At 61.7% G+C, this 16785-nt stretch carries 18 protein-coding genes and 1 riboswitch; of the genes, 8 read left to right on the forward strand and 10 right to left on the reverse strand.

All coding sequences use genetic code 11. The features are described from left to right. Nucleotides 1–14: 14 nt before the first annotated feature. Together MCB86_RS10895 and MCB86_RS10900 are read right to left on the reverse strand one after the other, a co-directional pair. Nucleotides 15–1697: a fatty acid--CoA ligase gene (locus tag MCB86_RS10895; protein WP_239610874.1), complete on the reverse strand. Its 1683-nt coding sequence runs from the start codon at nt 1695–1697 to the stop codon at nt 15–17. 158 nt (nt 1698–1855) lie between these two features. Next, complete coding sequence (locus MCB86_RS10900; protein WP_045160898.1) at nt 1856–2485, reverse strand: LysE family transporter; 630 nt, start codon at nt 2483–2485, stop codon at nt 1856–1858. A gap of 61 nt (nt 2486–2546) precedes the next feature. On the opposite strand from MCB86_RS10900, the gene MCB86_RS10905 reads away from it, so the two are divergent. From MCB86_RS10905 to MCB86_RS10920, 4 genes are all read left to right on the forward strand, one after another. After that, a complete protein-coding gene (locus MCB86_RS10905; RefSeq protein ID WP_045160897.1) occupies nt 2547–3509 on the forward strand; it encodes a 2-hydroxyacid dehydrogenase in 963 nt (320 codons plus the stop codon). Nucleotides 3510–3566: 57 nt separating this feature from the next. Then, nucleotides 3567–4565, forward strand: a complete 999-nt coding sequence (locus tag MCB86_RS10910) for a class I SAM-dependent methyltransferase (protein WP_045160896.1) — start codon at nt 3567–3569, stop codon at nt 4563–4565. Nucleotides 4566–4593: 28 nt separating this feature from the next. Further along, nucleotides 4594–4798, forward strand: a riboswitch (yybP-ykoY riboswitch). Nucleotides 4799–4817: 19 nt separating this feature from the next. Then, entirely contained in the window at nt 4818–5405 is a 588-nt protein-coding gene (locus MCB86_RS10915) for a TMEM165/GDT1 family protein (protein WP_239611581.1), read from the forward strand. Between the two features lie 84 nt (nt 5406–5489). After that, nucleotides 5490–5933, forward strand: coding sequence for an ester cyclase (locus tag MCB86_RS10920; protein ID WP_045160895.1), 444 nt, complete (start codon nt 5490–5492; stop codon nt 5931–5933). 24 nt (nt 5934–5957) lie between these two features. Here the strand turns inward: MCB86_RS10920 and MCB86_RS10925 are convergent, their stop codons facing one another. From MCB86_RS10925 to MCB86_RS10940, 4 genes are all read right to left on the reverse strand, one after another. After that, nucleotides 5958–6767, reverse strand: coding sequence for a M48 family metallopeptidase (locus tag MCB86_RS10925; protein ID WP_045160894.1), 810 nt, complete (start codon nt 6765–6767; stop codon nt 5958–5960). A 77-nt stretch (nt 6768–6844) separates the two neighbouring features. After that, nucleotides 6845–7465, reverse strand: coding sequence for an SOS response-associated peptidase (locus tag MCB86_RS10930; RefSeq protein ID WP_045160893.1), 621 nt, complete (start codon nt 7463–7465; stop codon nt 6845–6847). Between the two features lie 75 nt (nt 7466–7540). After that, nucleotides 7541–7801: a DUF2007 domain-containing protein gene (locus tag MCB86_RS10935; RefSeq protein ID WP_045160892.1), complete on the reverse strand. Its 261-nt coding sequence runs from the start codon at nt 7799–7801 to the stop codon at nt 7541–7543. Next, nucleotides 7802–7984 (reverse strand): CPXCG motif-containing cysteine-rich protein, encoded by a 183-nt coding sequence (locus tag MCB86_RS10940; protein ID WP_045160891.1) that lies wholly within the window; start codon nt 7982–7984, stop codon nt 7802–7804. A 252-nt stretch (nt 7985–8236) separates the two neighbouring features. Between MCB86_RS10940 and MCB86_RS10945 the strand changes: the two genes are divergently transcribed. After that, nucleotides 8237–9400: a 1-acyl-sn-glycerol-3-phosphate acyltransferase gene (locus tag MCB86_RS10945; protein ID WP_196298636.1), complete on the forward strand. Its 1164-nt coding sequence runs from the start codon at nt 8237–8239 to the stop codon at nt 9398–9400. Between the two features lie 25 nt (nt 9401–9425). Here the strand turns inward: MCB86_RS10945 and MCB86_RS10950 are convergent, their stop codons facing one another. Continuing rightward, nucleotides 9426–9704: a hypothetical protein gene (locus MCB86_RS10950; protein ID WP_239610876.1), complete on the reverse strand. Its 279-nt coding sequence runs from the start codon at nt 9702–9704 to the stop codon at nt 9426–9428. A 440-nt stretch (nt 9705–10144) separates the two neighbouring features. Between MCB86_RS10950 and MCB86_RS10955 the strand changes: the two genes are divergently transcribed. Then, complete coding sequence (locus tag MCB86_RS10955; protein ID WP_045160889.1) at nt 10145–11509, forward strand: DUF1329 domain-containing protein; 1365 nt, start codon at nt 10145–10147, stop codon at nt 11507–11509. Between the two features lie 221 nt (nt 11510–11730). Here the strand turns inward: MCB86_RS10955 and MCB86_RS10960 are convergent, their stop codons facing one another. Continuing rightward, on the reverse strand, nt 11731–12315 hold the full coding sequence (locus MCB86_RS10960; RefSeq protein ID WP_045160888.1) for a YajG family lipoprotein: 585 nt from the start codon (nt 12313–12315) through the stop codon (nt 11731–11733). A gap of 164 nt (nt 12316–12479) precedes the next feature. Here MCB86_RS10960 and MCB86_RS10965 point away from each other — a divergent pair, with 164 nt between their 5' ends. After that, nucleotides 12480–12674, forward strand: a complete 195-nt coding sequence (locus MCB86_RS10965) for a hypothetical protein (protein WP_239610878.1) — start codon at nt 12480–12482, stop codon at nt 12672–12674. A gap of 57 nt (nt 12675–12731) precedes the next feature. Here MCB86_RS10965 and mqo read toward each other — a convergent pair whose 3' ends face one another. Together mqo and MCB86_RS10975 are read right to left on the reverse strand one after the other, a co-directional pair. Beyond that, entirely contained in the window at nt 12732–14219 is a 1488-nt protein-coding gene (gene mqo, locus MCB86_RS10970) for a malate dehydrogenase (quinone) (RefSeq protein ID WP_045160886.1), read from the reverse strand. Nucleotides 14220–14545: 326 nt separating this feature from the next. Then, nucleotides 14546–14833, reverse strand: coding sequence for a PA4642 family protein (locus MCB86_RS10975; RefSeq protein ID WP_045160885.1), 288 nt, complete (start codon nt 14831–14833; stop codon nt 14546–14548). A gap of 193 nt (nt 14834–15026) precedes the next feature. On the opposite strand from MCB86_RS10975, the gene dauA reads away from it, so the two are divergent. Next, nucleotides 15027–16760, forward strand: a complete 1734-nt coding sequence (gene dauA / locus MCB86_RS10980) for a C4-dicarboxylic acid transporter DauA (RefSeq protein WP_239610880.1) — start codon at nt 15027–15029, stop codon at nt 16758–16760. The last annotated feature ends 25 nt before the right edge of the window (nt 16761–16785 follow it).

The raw sequence follows: 16785 nt of genomic DNA on the forward strand, positions 1-16785 counted from the left end.
TTCCCGTCTCGTTGCTAGATCGAGGAGATGGCGTGACTGCCCTCTTCCAGCCAGCGCGCGATGTCGACCCGGATACGCTTCTTGTCCAGCTTGCCGACACTGGTCTTGGGAATGTCAGCTACCACCGCGATCTGCTGCGGAATCGCCCACTTATTGATCTGCCCCTGCTCCACCGCAGGCTCGAGAAAGCGCTGCAGCGTACGCGCATCGAGCTGTTTGCCCTCGCACAGCACAACCAGGGCGAATGGGCGTTCGCCCCAGCGCTCGTCAGGCACACCCACCACCGCCACGTCGCGTACAGCCTCGTGACGACTGATCAAGCCTTCAATCGCCAGCGAGGAAACCCACTCGCCGCCGGTCTTGATGACATCCTTGATGCGATCGCGAATGTCGATGTTACCCATCTCGTCGACGGTCGCGACGTCGCCGGTATGCAGCCATCCGCCAGCCCATAGCTCTTCGCTCTTTTCAAGATTGCCGGCATAGCCCTGAGTCAGCCAGGGCGCCCGAAGCACCAACTCGCCCTGGGATACGCCGTCGGCTGGTAGAAAACTGCCGTCCGGTGCCTGGATGGCGGCATCGACCAGCACCACCGGCACCCCAGCCTTGAGGCGGTAGCTAACCTGCTCGTCCTCGCTGGCCTCACGCAGCTCATCATTGATATGGGCACCGGAAATCAGCGGGCAGGTTTCCGACATGCCATAGGCAGCCACCAGCTGCATGCCGCAGGCACGGGCTGATTCGTAGAGACCACGGGTCAGCGCACTGCCGCCGATGGTGATTTTCCAGCCGTTGAAGTCCGTGCCCTTCGCCGCCTTGGCGTTGAGCAGCATCTGAACGATAGTCGGCACGCAATGCGAGAAAGTGACCTTCTCCTTGCGCCACAGCTCGATCAGCAATTCTGGATCGTAGCGCCCAGGATAGACCTGCTTGAGGCCCATCATCGTCGCCACGTACGGCAGCCCCCAGGCATGCACGTGGAACATCGGCGTGATCGGCATGTAGACGTCGCCCGCCGCCATCAGCTGGGGATTCTCGCGACAGCCGACCGTTATCGCTCCGGCAAGGGTATGCAGGACCAACTGGCGATGGGTGAAATAAACGCCCTTGGGATCTCCGGTGGTGCCGGTGGTGTAGAAGGTCGTCGCCACCGAATTCTCATCGAAGTCCGGGAAATCGTAGTGCGGCTGCGCCTCGGCAAGCAGGCTTTCATACTCGCCCACGCAGTTGGGCAGATCGCAGGTCTTGTCATCGGCATCGGTAATCAGCAGCGTTTTATCGACCGTGGTGAGCTGCCCGGCGATCGCCTGATACAGGGGCGCGAATTCGCTGTTGACCAGAACGAAGCGATCTTCGGCATGATTCATGGTGTAGAGAATCTGCTCCGGAGACAGGCGCACGTTGATGGTATGAACCACCGCACCAATCATCGGGATGGCGAACATACATTCGAGGTAGCGATGACTGTCCCAGTCCATGACCGCCACGGTGTCACCCGCCTTGACCCCGGCGGCGGTCAGTACGTTGGCGAGCCGGGCAATGCGCTGATTGAGGGTGCGATAGTCGAAACGCACCTGATCACGGTAGACGATCTCACGAGTGCGCTCATAACGCTGGCCCGACAACAGCAGGCTCTTGATCAACAGGGGATACTGGTAGGCATTCGCGGCGGGTTTGATCACTCGGGTCTGCAACATAGGGCTTCCTGTTATTGATGTTATGAGAGGCACGCTGGACACGGCGTCGGATGTTCGCCGCGCAAACCGTCGCGCGGCGTCCCGAGTCGACAGTCAACCTGGCCGTCGTTCAACGCGTCGAGGCCCGCTGTGTAACAGCCGATTGCATAACCCGGCGATCAGGCAATCTCGCTTGCCGCCAGGCGGACGCCAAGGCCGATCAGCACCGCGCCGGTGACCCGATCGAACCAGTGCCCCATGCGCGCGAAGCCTGCCCGCACGCGCTCGCGGCTGAACAGCCAGGCCACCAGGCAGAACCACAAGCCGGTAGCGAACGCCAGATATACCCCATAGCCCGCCTGAACGGCGAGTGGGGTATGGGGGTCGATAACCACTGTGAATAGCGACAGAAAAAATAGTGTGGCCTTGGGATTCAAGCCGTTGGTAACGAAACCCACCGTAAAGGCACGTCTGCAAGATTGTGCTCCGCCAGTGCCGGGCGGTGGCAGATCGCCGACCGCAACGGGCTTGGCGCGTAGCGCTTGAACACCGAGATAGAACAGATAACCGGCTGCCAGCCACTTGAATAGGTTGAACAGCACGATCGACTGCGAGACGATCAGGCCAATACCAAGCAACGAATAACCCACGTGTAGCAAAATACCGCTGCCCACACCGATAGCCGTCCAGCTGCCGCTGCGCTGACCACGGGTCACACTTTCACGCACGACCACCGCAAAGTCCGGCCCGGGACTGGCCACAGCAAGCAGATGAACCAGCGCCACGGTAAGAAACTCCATCCAATACATCTAGCGACTCCGCTATTTCCGGGGCGGGACATCCGCCCGCTGATTCATACGAGTAAAGTCCATGAGCAATCGCCGCGCTGTATTCCTCGATCTATCCCCACTCGACCAGGGCGACCTGGACCTGGCTGCGCTGCGGTCGACCTTCGATGAACTGAGCTGCCATGCGCAGACCAGCGACTCGCAGATCGTCGAACGGCTGCAGGGCGCCCAAGTCGCCATCGTTAACAAGGTGCCACTGAACGAAGCAGCGCTCGCCGCCTGTCCGGAGCTCAAGCTGATCCTAGTAGCCGCGACCGGCGTCAACAACATCGACTTGGTCGCCGCCAAACAGCGCGGCATCGCGGTCTGCAACTGCCAGGCCTATGGCACCGCCACCGTGGCCCAGCACACCTTGATGCTATTGCTCGCGCTGGCCACACGGCTACCCGATTATCAAGGCGCCGTCGCCCGAGGTCGCTGGCAGGAAAGCGGGCAGTTCTGCCTACTGGATTTTCCCATCGTCGAGCTCGCCGGCAAGACCCTCGGCGTGCTCGGTCACGGCGAGCTGGGCAGCGCCGTCGCCAGACTGGCCGAGGCGCTGGGCATGCGGGTGCTGACCGGCAACCTGCCTGGCCGCCCGCCACGCGCCGACCGCCTGGACCTCGACGAACTGCTGCCACAGATCGACGCCCTGACGCTGCATTGCCCGCTGACCGAGCAGACACGCGACCTCATCGGAGCACGCGAGCTGCGATTGATGAAGCCCACGGCATTCATCATCAATACCGCCCGTGGCGGCTTAATTGATGAACAGGCGCTGGCTGACACATTGCGCAGCGGACATTTGGGCGGCGCCGCCACCGATGTGCTCACCAGCGAGCCACCCAGCAACGACAACCCACTGCTGGCTGCGGACGTGCCGCGCCTGATCGTGACGCCACATAGCGCCTGGGGCAGCCGTGAAGCACGGCAGCGCATCGTTGATCAAATGTGTGAAAACGCCGAAGCGTTTTTCGCCGGCGCGCCGAAGCGTCAGGTCGGCTGACGCTTCTGCTGCCAGGGACAAGACTGCTAAGCTCGCCAGCTTTTGTCCGGAGGCATCATGGACCCCCGAAGCGAAGTACTGCTGCGTCAGGCCGAACTCTTCAGCGGCGAGCTGTTGCTTGCCGGGCTGCCGGCCGACGACCTGCTCGGCCAGCTGCCCGGAGCCATCGGCTGGAGCTGGCACGCAGGCGAACAGCAGTGGCTGCAGACTCGCTTCGCCGGGCGCTGCACATTCGGTGTCGAGCCCCCATCGGCCGCGTTCGACGCTGCCGTGCTGTTTCTGCCCAAGTCACGTGAGCTGACCGATTACTTGCTGAACGCGTTGGCGGCGCGGTTACCGGGACGTTTGCTGTATCTGGTCGGAGAAAAGCGCGCAGGCGTCGAGCGCGCCGCCAGACAGCTGTCGCCGTTCGGCGAGGCTCGCAAGCTCGACAGCGCCCGCCATTGCCAATTGTGGCAGGTCAAGATAGCGAACAGTCCGCCGGCGCCCGAGTTGGAAACCCTTGCACAGCGCTTCGAACTCGACCTGGCTGACGGCCCGCTGCAGGTCGTCAGCCTGCCCGGCGTGTTCAGCCATGGCCGACTCGATCGTGGCACCGCTCTGCTGCTGGAACGGCTCGACGATCTGCCTACCGGCCGGCTGCTGGATTTCGGCTGCGGTGCAGGCGTCATCGGTGCGTCGCTGAAGAGACGTTATCCGCAAAGCGAGGTGGTGTTGCTGGACGTCGATGCGTTCGCCGTCCAGAGCAGCCGCATGACGCTGGCAGCCAACCAGTTACAGGCCCAGGTCATTGCCGGCGATGGCATTGACGCGGCGCCAGACGACTGCGCTGCGATCATCAGCAATCCGCCGTTCCATCAGGGCGTGCATACCCACTACGCCGCCAGCGAAACACTGCTGCAACGTGCCGCCAGTCATCTGCGACCCAACGGCGAGTTGCGCCTGGTAGCCAATGCCTTCCTCAAGTATCCGCCACTGATCGAGGCCCATCTGGGCCATTGCGAGACGCTGAGCAATGCGGAGGGCTTCCGCATCTACCGTGCACAGCGCGCCTGATCGACTTGCACTACACGCCGCGCTTGGGCAAACTCGCGCCCGTCCTGGGGGAGTAGTCTCCGGCGAGCGCCCTGCTCGCCTGGCATGCGTCAACACACTTGGTCCACAGACCATGGCGCATGCGACCCGCGCGGCCTGTTCACGCAGCCTCGCCTGGTTTGACAAGACCCATGACACGTACACCTGACCCGGGGCGGGCAGGCGGTGCGTGTCATGGTGATTTCGTCGACCCGCCCCCGCAAGGAAGTTCGCTTGGAATCGTTCTACATCCCAACCCTGATCGTTGCTCTGGCCGAGATCGGCGACAAGACGCAACTGCTCGCCCTGCTGCTGGCGGCCCGCTATCGGCGCCCGCTGCCGATCATCTGGGGTATCGTCGTCGCCACGCTGGCCAACCATGCCGCAGCCGGAGCCGTCGGCAACTGGGTTTCATCGCTGGTCTCTCCGACCATTCTCAGCTGGATTCTCGCCGCCTCCTTTGCCGCCGTGGCGCTGTGGACGCTAGTACCGGACAAACTGGAGGAAGACGAAGCCTCGCGCGGTCGGCGCTTCGGTCCCTTCGCTGCCACCCTCATCGCGTTCTTTCTGGCGGAGATGGGTGACAAAACCCAGGTCGCAACCGTCATGCTCGCTGCGCAATACCCCAATTTCGTCTTGGTAATCATCGGCACCACCCTGGGCATGCTGATCGCCAACGTACCGGTGGTACTGGCTGGAAATTTCGCAGCCGATCGCATGCCCCTTACCCTGATTCGCCGTGTTGCCGCCGCTGGCTTCGCCGCGTTGGCGCTGTATGCCGTCTATCAGGCCCTGACCTTGAGCGGCACGCTTCCAGTCTGATACGCAGCGCAAATTGCCATGTCGCCGGTGCTGTTAGAGTGGGTCTTCACCGCATTCTGGCGGCACTTGAGGGGAGCAAGCGGCATGTCACCGGAGGAACGAAAACGGAGGGTGCAGCAGCATATCGACCTGAGCTGGAGTAAAGGTCGTCTGGCACTGGCCGAACAACTGCAGAGTCGTTACTTCAGTTACAGGAGCTCGTTCATCGCACAACCGGTCAACAGTGCCGGTTTCGGTCTGATCGTGCGCGAGATCCGCCAGGCGCTCCCGGACCTCGAAGTAGTGGTGGATGAATGCCTCAGCGAAGGCAATCGCGTAGTCACCTCAAGCACCCTATTCGGTACGCTGGAAAAACCGGTGTTCGGCCTCGCGCCGAGCGGCAAGATTCTCACCGTCGCCGCCATGTCGATCTGGACGCTCAACCCCGGAGGCGACATCGAGGAAATCAACACGCTGTTCGACCTCGAAAGCGCGCGTAAACAACTGGGCATGGACAGCCCCATCCCGGTAACGCTGCCACCGACCTGATCCGGGCGATGACAGCTGCCGCCCTCAGCGTCGCTGCTGGTACAGCGGCATGACCTTCGGAATGTTCTGTTGCAGCGCCTGCGTGCGGCTGCTCGAAGACGGGTGCGTGCTGAGGAATTCCGGCGGGGCCGAGCCACCGGCAGCGGCCATCTTCTGCCACAGGCTGACCGCCGCATTCGGGTTATAGCCAGCGCGCGCCGCCAACTCCAATCCAATCAGGTCGGCCTCGTTTTCGTTACTGCGGCTATTAGGCAACGTCATCAGGTATTCAACGCCCATGTTGGCGAGCTGCAGACTGCCATCGCCAACCCCGAACGCCGAACCGATCTGTGTAGCCATCTGCACGCCGTAAGCCTTGGACATCGCCTCGCGGCCGTGTTCGCGCAGCGCGTGGGCGATTTCATGGCCCATCACCGCAGCGATCTCGTCGTCGGTCAGCTTCAGCTTTTCGATTAGCCCCGTATAGAAAATGATCTTGCCGCCCGGGCCGCAGTTGGCGTTCAGTTCCGGACTGTCGATGACGTTGACGTCCCAGTCCCATTGCGCCGCGTCCGGGCGAAAGGCCGGTACTTCGGCGATCAGCCGTTGAGCGATGGCATTGACGCGTTTGCTGATGGCGCTGTTTTTTTCCAGCATGCCCTTCTTCGACGCCTCGCTCAGGGTCTGCTGGTAGGACTGGGCATACATCTGATTGACCTGTTCGGTCGACAACATGCTGAACATGTACTGTTTGCGATCGACCCCGACCGCACCGCCACTGGTGGTATTGACGGCCTGACAACCGACGAGCACGGAGGTCGCCAGAAAAAGAGCTAATGGATGCCGCTTGAGCATGTCGCGTCTCCCGTTGATTCTGCGCCGTATGCTAGAGCGAGCCCGGCGGCCGAGCAACCGGCCTGCTTGGCTTGCGGCTAGTTCACCGGTGTCAGGCATTCTGGAGCATCCAGTTTGGGGTCATTGACCAAGGTCGCCAGGGGGCGCTCGCGTAGCGCCGGCTGCGGTGCGGCCAGCAGGGACTGCAGCGCCTCAGGCGAGCTCTGCGGATCGAGCCAGGCGGCCATCGCAGCCTGATCCAGCATCAATGGCCGCCGCTGATTTGCTGCGGGCAGCGTCACCACAGCCGCGCTGAGGTAGGTATGCCCGTGCACCGGATAGGCCTCCCAGATGGCTGCGAAATACAGCAGCGAATCTTCTCCAGTCATCCAGTAGGGCCGTTTGCGAGCGGTGCCGCGCCATTCGTAAAAGCCGTTGGCGGGCAGCACACCCCGGCGCAGGCGATAGGCGTCACGAAACATCGGCTGCTCGGCCAAGGTTTCTGCCCGCGCCTGCGCTGGCGTCCGGGTGAAATCGGTCAACCAGGCCGGGGTTAGCCCCCACCGCACACTGTCGAGTTGCAGCACGTCGTCGATCTGCCGCAGCAGCAAGACCGACGCACCGGGCGACAGGCTCCAGTGCGGTTGTTGATCGGCGGGAAAACCAGGCAGCGCGGCAAAGGCCGGGCTCCAGCGAAAAAGCGCATAGCGGCCACACATGGAAACGGAACTCGTAGGAGAAAGATCGACGGCGCCGGCCTCAGGGCACGGCTGTGGCCATTGATTCGGCCAGTATCAGCAGATGAGCTCGCCCGGATAGCTTTCCGGCTCGTCACCCGGCAGCGGCTCGGCGCCATTGTACTCAGCGATCAGCCGTCGCGCGCGCTCGGCCTGCTCATCGTCGACCATCAACCCGAGCAGACCGGCAGCCGGCAATTCGCCCATCGCACCGATCAGGTGCCGCCCGCTCAGAAACACCTCGATGCCCTCGGCGATCAACATGCCGCGCAGCATCTCGGCCTCGAGCAGGTCGCGCGGCTCGTAAACGCGCTGCACCTATTCATCCTCCCGCAGCACATCGAGTTGCCAGTCGGTACCGTCGGTCCGTAGATCGAAAATGATCGGCCGGCAACAGACCGGACAATCCTCGATGTAACGCTGGTCCCCACCACTCAGGTCAAGCAGCGCGTCCACTGCTTCGCCACAATAGGGGCATTGGTAGTCCTGTGATTCCAGCATCAGCGTCTCCTGCCTGACTTGCCGCTATAATCGCCGTCCAGTCTGTTGAGAATGCGCCCGTCGCGTTGCCTCCCGAAGGGCGGCCCTGCTTGGAGCATAGCGGTGTAACTCGCCGCCCGTTGCGAATGAACAAACCGGACGACTCGCGTCCTGCTCAGCGCTTGCGCCGAGACCGCACCGAAACGCCAACAGACCTAATTTCGACCCCAACATGAATGGGGTCATTCAGTTGTTTCCCTTACAGAGAGCATGATGGACGAATTCGAAGCCATCCGACCCTACGCCGACGCTGAAGTCCCTGCCGTGATGGCGCGACTGTTCGCCGACCGAGAGTTCCTCGATATTCTGGCGCACTTCCGCTTTCCGCGGCTGGCCGGCCCGATGGGCTGGTTGCTGAAACCCCTTATCGCGCAACGCCTGCGGCGCGAGTTCGCCAGCATCCATTCGGTCGACACGCTGCAGGCGCGGATCGAGATGTATCTCGAACGCACCATCGAACGAGCCACGGATGGCATCACTTATTCCGGGCTTGAAAAAATCCAGCCCGGCTGCGCCTATCTATTTCTGGCCAACCACCGAGACATCGTGATGGATCCGGCCTTCGTCAATTACGCGGTATTCCAAGCCAAGATGCGCACACCGCGCATCGCCATCGGCGATAACCTGCTGCAACGCCCCTTCGTCAGCGACCTGATGCGACTGAACAAGAGCTTTATCGTGCGCCGCTCGGTGACCGGTCGACGCGAGAAGCTCGCGGCTTACCAAGTGCTCTCCGCCTACATCAACCACTCGATCCTCAACGACGGCGAATCGATCTGGATTGCGCAAGCCGAAGGTCGCGCCAAGGATGGTGACGATCGCACCGACTCGGCAATACTGAAAATGCTGCACATGAGCCGCAAGGACGAACCTTTTGCCGAAGCCATGGCCGCCCTGCGTCCCACCCCGGTCTCGATCAGCTACGAGTACGACCCCTGCGATCAGGCCAAGGCTCGCGAGCTTTACATCCGCGCCACCACCGGCACCTACACCAAGGCACCGGGAGAGGATGACACCAGCATTGCATTGGGTATCACCGGCTACAAAGGCCGCGTGCACGTCAGCTTCGGCACACCGATCACCGACGTCCCGAGCGATGCCAAGCAACTGGCGCTCGCCATCGACCAGCAGATTCTCTGCGACTACCGCCTGTTCCCGGTAAATTATCTGGCGTACCAGATCTGGGACGGACGCGATACGGAGCTATCGATACCCGAGCTCGGCGAACTGTTCAGTCGCGAAGAAATCGCGCGTGCCGAGGCTGAGTGGAGCAAGCGCCTGGCCGCATGTCCCAGCGTGCAACAGCCTTACCTGATCCAGCAGTACGCCACTCCGGTACGTAATCAGCACAGGCTGAAGGCAGGCTTGAGCCTCTGATCGCCAAGAGCGACCCGGCGGGTGACTATGCCAGCCGGGCGAGCTCAGAAAGCAGCCAGGCCAGTGCCAGGCTGCTGAAGCCGAAGCCATAGAAAAAAGAATCGATGCGCTGGGTTCGCGCTGCCCCGATCGGCCTGGCGGTCGATGGGCTGACGCTGGCGAGCGGCGCGGAATTGGCCGCCAGCTGCTGACGCCAACGTGTCGCCAGCAACAACCAGCCACCGCTGAGCGCGATCAGTAACGCCATCGAATTGAGCACGGTGGCGAGGCTGGATAGCCCCGAAAAGTCGATATTCAGTAACAACCGAACCTCCACGAACACAAAAAATGCTGGCCCGTTATCGAGTGCCAATGCGGCTGCGGAGTCTACCGAAGCGCAACCGCCGGTTCAGCCATTTCCGACAAAGCGAAACGCAACCGACAGATGGCAATTTGCCGGGTATTTGCGCCATTTATGCAGATAGGCCCCGTCTCGATTGTTGACTTATAGTCCTCCTCAGCTCCACCCTCATCTCGTCTCGGACAACCGGAATAGAGCGTGCGCCTGAATTGAGCAAGCAGGCGGGACTGCCACGGAGTCGAGCGAACGGCAACTTGTAAGTCGCTGCGTCCCTGACGCCACTTACCGGACCACAAGGTCCGCCACTACGTTGTGGAGGTCGCTACCTGCGAACGCCGCGCTTACGGTACCCCTCGCAGGGAATCAGTTACCCAAGATCAACAGGACTAACAATGAATAAGAACATGTTAAAGACGGGGGCCCTCACAGTCTCTTTGCTGGCCAGCGCCCTGCTGGCAAGTGGAGCCATGGCGGAGGTATCCGAATCCGAGGCCGCCAAGCTGGGTGACAGCCTGACGCCCACCGGAGCAGAGAAAGCCGGCAACGCCGCTGGCACTATTCCGGCGTGGACGGGAGGTTTGCCACAGGATGCCGCAGCCGTCAGCGCCGATGGCTTCGTCGGCGATCCGTACCCGAACGACAAGCCGAAGTTCACCATCACGGCGCAAAACGTCGAGCAATACAAAGACAACCTGAGCCCTGGCCAGATCGCCATGCTCAAGCGCTACCCCGACACCTATCGCCTGCCTGTTTTCGAAACCCACCGTAGTGCTGCAGTACCGCAACGAATCTACGACGCGGCGAAGAAGAACGCGACCCATACCAAACTGGTCCGCGGCGGCAACGGCCTGGAAGGCTTCGATACCGCAATCGCCTTCCCGATTCCTCAGAATGGCCTGGAAGTGGCCTGGAACCATATCACCCGCTACCGTGGCGGCTCGGCCCGTCGCGTGGTGGCGCAGGCTACGCCTCAGGTGAATGGCAGCTACAACCTGGTCAAGTTCGTCGACGAAGTGGTCTATACCGACACCTTGCGCGACTACAACCCAGAGAAGCACGGCAACGTCCTCTTCTACTTCAAGCAGCAAGTCACCGAGCCGTCGCGACTGGCCGGCAACGTCCTGCTGGTGCACGAGACCCTGGACCAGGTGAAAGAACCCCGCATGGCCTGGATCTATAACGCCGGCCAGCGCCGTGTGCGTCGTGCCCCACAGGTTGCCTATGACGGTCCCGGCACCGCGGCCGATGGCCTGCGTACCGCCGACAACCTGGACATGTTCAACGGTGCACCGGACCGCTACGACTGGAAACTGGTGGGCAAGAAGGAGATGTACATTCCCTACAACTCCTACCGCCTGGACTCACCGAAGCTTAAATATGACGACATCATCCAGGCTGGCCACATCAATCAGGACCTGACCCGCTACGAGCTACACCGCGTGTGGGAAGTCGAAGCGACATTGAAGAACGGCGAGCGGCACATCTACGCCAAGCGCCACTTCTTCATCGACGAGGATACCTGGCAGGCCGCGGTGATCGACCACTACGACGGCCGTAACACCCTATGGCGCGTCGCCGAGGCTCATGCACAATATTTCTTCAACGTGCAGGTACCGCTGTATTCGATGGAAACCCTGTATGACCTGGTTTCCGGTCGCTATCTGGTGATGGGCATGAAGAACGAGGAGAAGAATCCGTACGTTTACAACTACGAAGCCAACTCCAATCAGTACACCCCGGCTGCGCTGCGCAATTCCGGCGTGCGCTGATCCGAGCACTTGCCCGCTCATAAAAAAACGCCCCGAGCAGTGCGCTGTCGGGGCTTTTTTTGCGCTCGACCTTTGGCTCGCTATGGCAACTGAGCACCCGTGACGGCAAGGCTTGGCTCCCAAGCATTGCATCTTCGAAGCCTTTCACAGAGTGCGTCGAAACAAAAAACCCGCATCGAGATGCGGGTTTGCGTTACCGAGGCATGACCAGTCGTTGCTGATTACTGAGCCAATACCTGGCCGATGCTCTGGTCGCGGAAAGCGCGGCTCAACGCATCGCTCAATACTTCACTGACCAACTTGGTGTTGGTCTGCTCGTTCGGGGCCATACCGAAACGCTGGTTCAGCGAGGCGCCATAACGGCCGGTATAACGACGGCCACCGTTCTGTACTTCGACCCGGAAGGTTGCGCCGATGGTTGCCTCGGTCACATAGAGCCCTTCCTTCGGCGACTGGTACTTCAGCTCGGCCAACGTCAGGGTCAACTGAGGGGCGTTATAGGCATTGGGCGACGGTGTGAAGCCGAGCAGGCGTACGGCCGCTTCGGTCTCTGCCTGAAGCTTGGGTATGACCTTCTCCTTCGGCACGATCACAGCGCTGGTTTCCGGATACAGGCCGCCACGGGTGCCCAGCGTCGCGGAGGGGCGACCGTCCACGACCCGTACCGATACCGGCTGCCCCTGCCCGACAGGATTGATGGTGCCAGTGAGCTTAGGGGTCGGGTCGAGCTGCTGCGGACTATGTGCGCAACCTGCCAGAGCCAGGGCCGACGCGGCGGCAAGACTGAACAACAGGCGTTTCAGCATGCTGTCTTTCTCCAGATGAGGGATGAATGCCGCGAAGTATAACCAGCCTTGCAATCGCCTGACAGCGGATGCGCTAAAGACCCGCCCGGGCCCGATAAGGCTGCGGTCATCGAACGGTAACGTCAGGGTGCGATAAAGCGCCGAAGCCCCCAGGAAGCCGCTTCATGACCTTGCTGACCGCACTATTCAGGCGTCCGATACGGCGCCATTACGCCCTGCTCGACGATGAGCAGCGCTGCCGCATGCTGTTGACGTCCACCCAGCGCCCCCAAGGCGAACGCTGGATAGAAGTCATGGAAATACACCTTGGATGGATCGGCCAGGCATTGCCGCAGGTGGCGCTTCGGCACGGCGCATAAAAAAGCCGCGCGGCCCGTTAAGGGCGGCGCGGCTTCAGGTACAACCGAAAGCCGTGCTTAGTCGGCCAGGCCCAGACGCTTGTCGACCACGGCGGCCACTTCGCGATACGCCACCGCGTCTGTTTCCAGGACCTTTTCGCGGGCCGGGAAGATTTCGCCAAGCTTGCGGCTCCAGGCTTCGCTTTTCGCCTGCTCCGGGAAGCATCGCTCGATCAGATCGAGCATGATCGATACGGTGACCGAAGCACCCGGGGACGCCCCTAGCAGGGCGGCGATGGAGCCGTCCCGCGCCGCCACCAGCTCTGTGCCAAATTGCAGAATGCCGCCCTTCTTCGGGTCTTTCTTGATGATCTGCACGCGCTGACCCGCCACCTCCAGACGCCAGTCTTCGGCTTTGGCTTCGGGGTAGAAGCCACGCAGCGTTTCCAGACGATCCTCCATGGACTGTCTGACCTCTTTGATCAGGTAGCGAGTCAGGTCCATGTTGTCGCGCGCGACAGCCAGCATCGGCTTGAGGTTGCTCGGACGGATCGATAATGGCAGGTCGAGCGGCGATCCATGCTTGAGGAACTTGGTGGTGAAGCCGGCATAGGGCCCGAACAGCAGGGACGTCTTGCCGTCAACGACGCGTGTGTCCAAATGCGGAACGGACATCGGCGGTGCGCCCACAGCCGCCAGGCTGTAGACCTTGGCCTGGTGTTGCTTGACGATTTCCGGGTTGTCGCAGCGCAGCCACTGGCCGCTGACCGGAAAGCCGCCGTAGCCTTTGCCTTCTTCGATATCGGACATCTGCAGCAGCGGCAGCGCCCCGCCACCCGCGCCCAGGAAGACAAAGCCGGCATCGAGTTCACGGCTGCTGCCGTCGCGCGTGTTCTTGATTTCCACGCGCCAGCCCTTGCCGTTGCGCTCGAGGCCGGTGACCTTCTGGAAATAGGACATTTTCACGCCCGGCTTGACCGCGAGATATTCGAGCATCTGCCGAGTCAGTTCACCGAAGTTGACGTCAGTGCCGTTCAGCGCACGGGTGGCGGCAATCGGCTCGTCGACCGGGCGGCCCGGCATCATCAACGGCATCCACTCTTCCATAGTGGCACGGTCTTCGGTGTAGACCATGTTTTCGAAGGCATGATGGGTTTTCAACGCGTCGAAGCGACGCTTCAGGAAATCGATGTTCTTGCTGCCGCGAACGAAGCTCAGATGCGGCACGACGTTGAGGAAGTCGCGGGGGCTGCCGAAGCCTTCACGACCCGTCAGGTAGGCCCAGAACTGCTTGGAAACCTCGAACTGGGTATTGATGGTGACAGCTTTCTTGATATCGATCGGGCCGCCAGTGTCCGGCGTGTAGTTCAACTCACACAGCCCGGCGTGGCCAGTGCCAGCGTTGTTCCAGGGATTCGAACTTTCGACGGCCCCGGACTCCTGCAGTTCGACGATTTCCAGCTTGATGTCGGGATCGAGTTCCTTGAGCAGTACTGCCAGAGTCGCACTCATGATACCGGCTCCCACCAGTACCAAATCCACGGCTTCGCTATCGTGTTGCGTCATTAACGCGTTCTCCAGAATCACAGCATTAAACTGTCACGACCGCAGTACGCGATCGTGTAGAACCACCAGCCAGGCGGCTAGAAACGGAGTAGGTTTCCATACCGCTGCTCGGGCTTGTGCCCGAAGACAGTCACCGCTGGGTGCCTGTCCGCTGTCGGGAGAACGGCTTTTGGCCTCCTCCCTCTCGCTCCGAGGCTTCCCGGAGCGGGGCGATAGGCCTGGGCTCTACGGGACGCATGCAGCGAGAAAATCGATTGCGGCTGTCGGTTGCGCAGCCAGTCCGACGGGTATTGCGCCTCGACAGGCGCTCCGCCAGTGAAATGAAATCAGCCGCGAGCGGCCTCGATCAGCTCGATATAGGGCTCGGCCTGGCGCTGGTCAGCAATCAGCGCAACGAAATCACGCCCTTTGGCATCTTTCGCATTCAGGTCGTATCCGGCTTCGACAAAGAATCCGAGAAAACGCTCGAAATCATCGACGCGCAGTCCTCGATAGGCCTTGATCAGCTTGTGCAGCGAGGGCGGTGTTTCGTCAGCCGGCTCCGGCTCCAGAAACAAACGGATCGATTCGTCGCTGATCTCTTCGCCGATCACCTGTTTCTTGTCTTTACGCATGGTTTCTCCGGTTCGACGAGCCTTACGGGGGCGGCAGTTTACTCCGCGCAACGGTCGCACTCAACGCGCCAGCGTGCGTTGCGACCAAGGTCGTACTCGAATATCGTCGATTTATCGAGCTTGTTGCGTCGCTGCAGACGCACCTTCGAGCGCTGTGCTTATACTCGCGCTTTGCCCACAAGGAGTGTCTGGCATGAACCTTCCGCCCCTCTTCGCTGCCTGGCGTCAGGCCCTGCGCGCGGGCTACGGCACCAACGCATTGCGCGGTGACATCATTGCCGGGCTGACCGTGGGCATCATCGCCATCCCGCTGGCGATGGCACTGGCGATCGCGGTGGGTGTTGCCCCGCAGCATGGTCTGTATACCGTGCTGATCGCCGCGCCGTTGATTGCGCTGACGGGAGGCTCCCGGTTCAACGTGTCCGGCCCAACGGCCGCGTTCGTGGTCATTCTGCTGCCGATCACCCAGCAGTTCGGCCTTGGCGGACTGCTGCTCTGCACCATGCTCGCCGGGCTGATCCTGATTGCGCTCGGATTGCTGCGCGCTGGCAAGTTGATTGCCTTCGTACCCTATCCGGTGACCCTGGGTTTCACCGCGGGCATCGGCATCGTCATCGCGACGTTGCAACTCAAGGATGTGTTCGGGCTGACCATTACCGAACCACCTCAGCACTACGTGGAGCAACTGACCCAACTGGCTCGCGCGCTGCCCAGCGCACAGCCGGGTGATGCACTGGTGGCGGTGCTCTGCCTGGCGGTATTGATCATATGGCCGCGTCTGGTGCCGAAGGTACCCGGCCACCTGGTGGCACTGGTCGTCGGCGCGCTGGCCGGCATGGCACTGGAATCGTCCGGTCTGGCCGTGGCCACGCTGGGCGAACGCTTCAGCTACATGGGCGATGGCGTCTCCCATCCCGGCATACCGCCGTTTCTTCCCGATTTCGCTTGGCCCTGGCTGTTGCCGGGCCCGGACGGGCAACCGCTGATGCTGAGTTTCGAGTTGTTCCGTCAGTTGCTGGCACCTGCGTTCGCCATTGCCATGCTGGGCGCTATCGAGTCGTTGCTCTGCGCCGTAGTGGCCGACGGTATGACTGGCAGCAGCCATGACCCGAACGCCGAGTTACTGGGTCAGGGCATCGGTAATTTGATCGCGCCGCTGTTCGGCGGCATCACTGCCACCGCAGCCATCGCCCGCAGTGCCACCAATGTGCGCGCAGGTGCCTTCTCACCGCTGGCGGCGATCGTTCATGCGGGCGTGGTGCTGGTCGCCATCCTCTGGCTGGCGCCCTTGTTCAGCTATCTGCCGATGGCGGCCCTGGCGGCGTTGCTGCTCATGGTGGCCTGGAACATGAGCGAGGCACCGCATGTGCTCAAGACCCTGCGCATCGCACCTCGTAGCGACGTACTGGTGCTGCTGACGTGCCTGATCCTGACGGTGCTGTTCGACATGGTGCTGGCGGTTGGCGTCGGCCTGCTGCTGGCCGCGGGTCTGTTTATCAAGCGCATGAGCGAGCTGACCGATACCACTAGCCTGCGATCCGCCCAGAACCAGCTGCTGCAGGATCTGCCCGAGCACGTCGCCGCCTATGCGATTCGCGGTCCGTTGTTCTTCGGTGCTGCGGAGAAGGCGTTGAGCGTGCTGCGACGCTTCAACCCGGAAGTGAAGATCGTCATCGTCGATATCAGTGGCGTGCCAACGCTGGACATGACCGCTCTGGCAGCGCTGGAAAACGTTCTGCTGGACTACCGAAAACAGGATATCGCGCTGATACTCTGTGGCAGCAATGCCCGGATAAGACTCAAGCTGCGCCGCGCCGGCATCCACCTGCTCGAAGGACAGCTGTACTACGTGCGCGATCTCACCCAGGCCCGGGCGAAGGCCTTGCGCCTGCTATTAGCAAGCGCACCGACCGCCGCCGCGAGCTGATTCGCCCCGGGCCGGACCAGAGCGG

The sequence above is a fragment of the Pseudomonas sp. KSR10 genome (genome assembly GCF_022355455.1).
Taxonomy (GTDB): Bacteria; Pseudomonadota; Gammaproteobacteria; order Pseudomonadales; family Pseudomonadaceae; genus Stutzerimonas; species Stutzerimonas stutzeri_E.

Coding starts and splice junctions, on each gene's coding strand:
- MCB86_RS10895 (WP_239610874.1), bottom strand. CDS start 1,697: ATGTTGCAGACCCGAGTGATCAAACCCGCCGCGAATGCCTACCAGTAT.
- MCB86_RS10900 (WP_045160898.1), bottom strand. CDS start 2,485: ATGTATTGGATGGAGTTTCTTACCGTGGCGCTGGTTCATCTGCTTGCT.
- MCB86_RS10905 (WP_045160897.1), top strand. CDS start 2,547: ATGAGCAATCGCCGCGCTGTATTCCTCGATCTATCCCCACTCGACCAG.
- MCB86_RS10910 (WP_045160896.1), top strand. CDS start 3,567: ATGGACCCCCGAAGCGAAGTACTGCTGCGTCAGGCCGAACTCTTCAGC.
- MCB86_RS10920 (WP_045160895.1), top strand. CDS start 5,490: ATGTCACCGGAGGAACGAAAACGGAGGGTGCAGCAGCATATCGACCTG.
- MCB86_RS10925 (WP_045160894.1), bottom strand. CDS start 6,767: ATGCTCAAGCGGCATCCATTAGCTCTTTTTCTGGCGACCTCCGTGCTC.
- MCB86_RS10930 (WP_045160893.1), bottom strand. CDS start 7,465: ATGTGTGGCCGCTATGCGCTTTTTCGCTGGAGCCCGGCCTTTGCCGCG.
- MCB86_RS10940 (WP_045160891.1), bottom strand. CDS start 7,984: ATGCTGGAATCACAGGACTACCAATGCCCCTATTGTGGCGAAGCAGTG.
- MCB86_RS10945 (WP_196298636.1), top strand. CDS start 8,237: ATGGACGAATTCGAAGCCATCCGACCCTACGCCGACGCTGAAGTCCCT.
- MCB86_RS10955 (WP_045160889.1), top strand. CDS start 10,145: ATGTTAAAGACGGGGGCCCTCACAGTCTCTTTGCTGGCCAGCGCCCTG.
- MCB86_RS10960 (WP_045160888.1), bottom strand. CDS start 12,315: ATGCTGAAACGCCTGTTGTTCAGTCTTGCCGCCGCGTCGGCCCTGGCT.
- MCB86_RS10965 (WP_239610878.1), top strand. CDS start 12,480: ATGACCTTGCTGACCGCACTATTCAGGCGTCCGATACGGCGCCATTAC.
- mqo (WP_045160886.1), bottom strand. CDS start 14,219: ATGACGCAACACGATAGCGAAGCCGTGGATTTGGTACTGGTGGGAGCC.
- MCB86_RS10975 (WP_045160885.1), bottom strand. CDS start 14,833: ATGCGTAAAGACAAGAAACAGGTGATCGGCGAAGAGATCAGCGACGAA.
- dauA (WP_239610880.1), top strand. CDS start 15,027: ATGAACCTTCCGCCCCTCTTCGCTGCCTGGCGTCAGGCCCTGCGCGCG.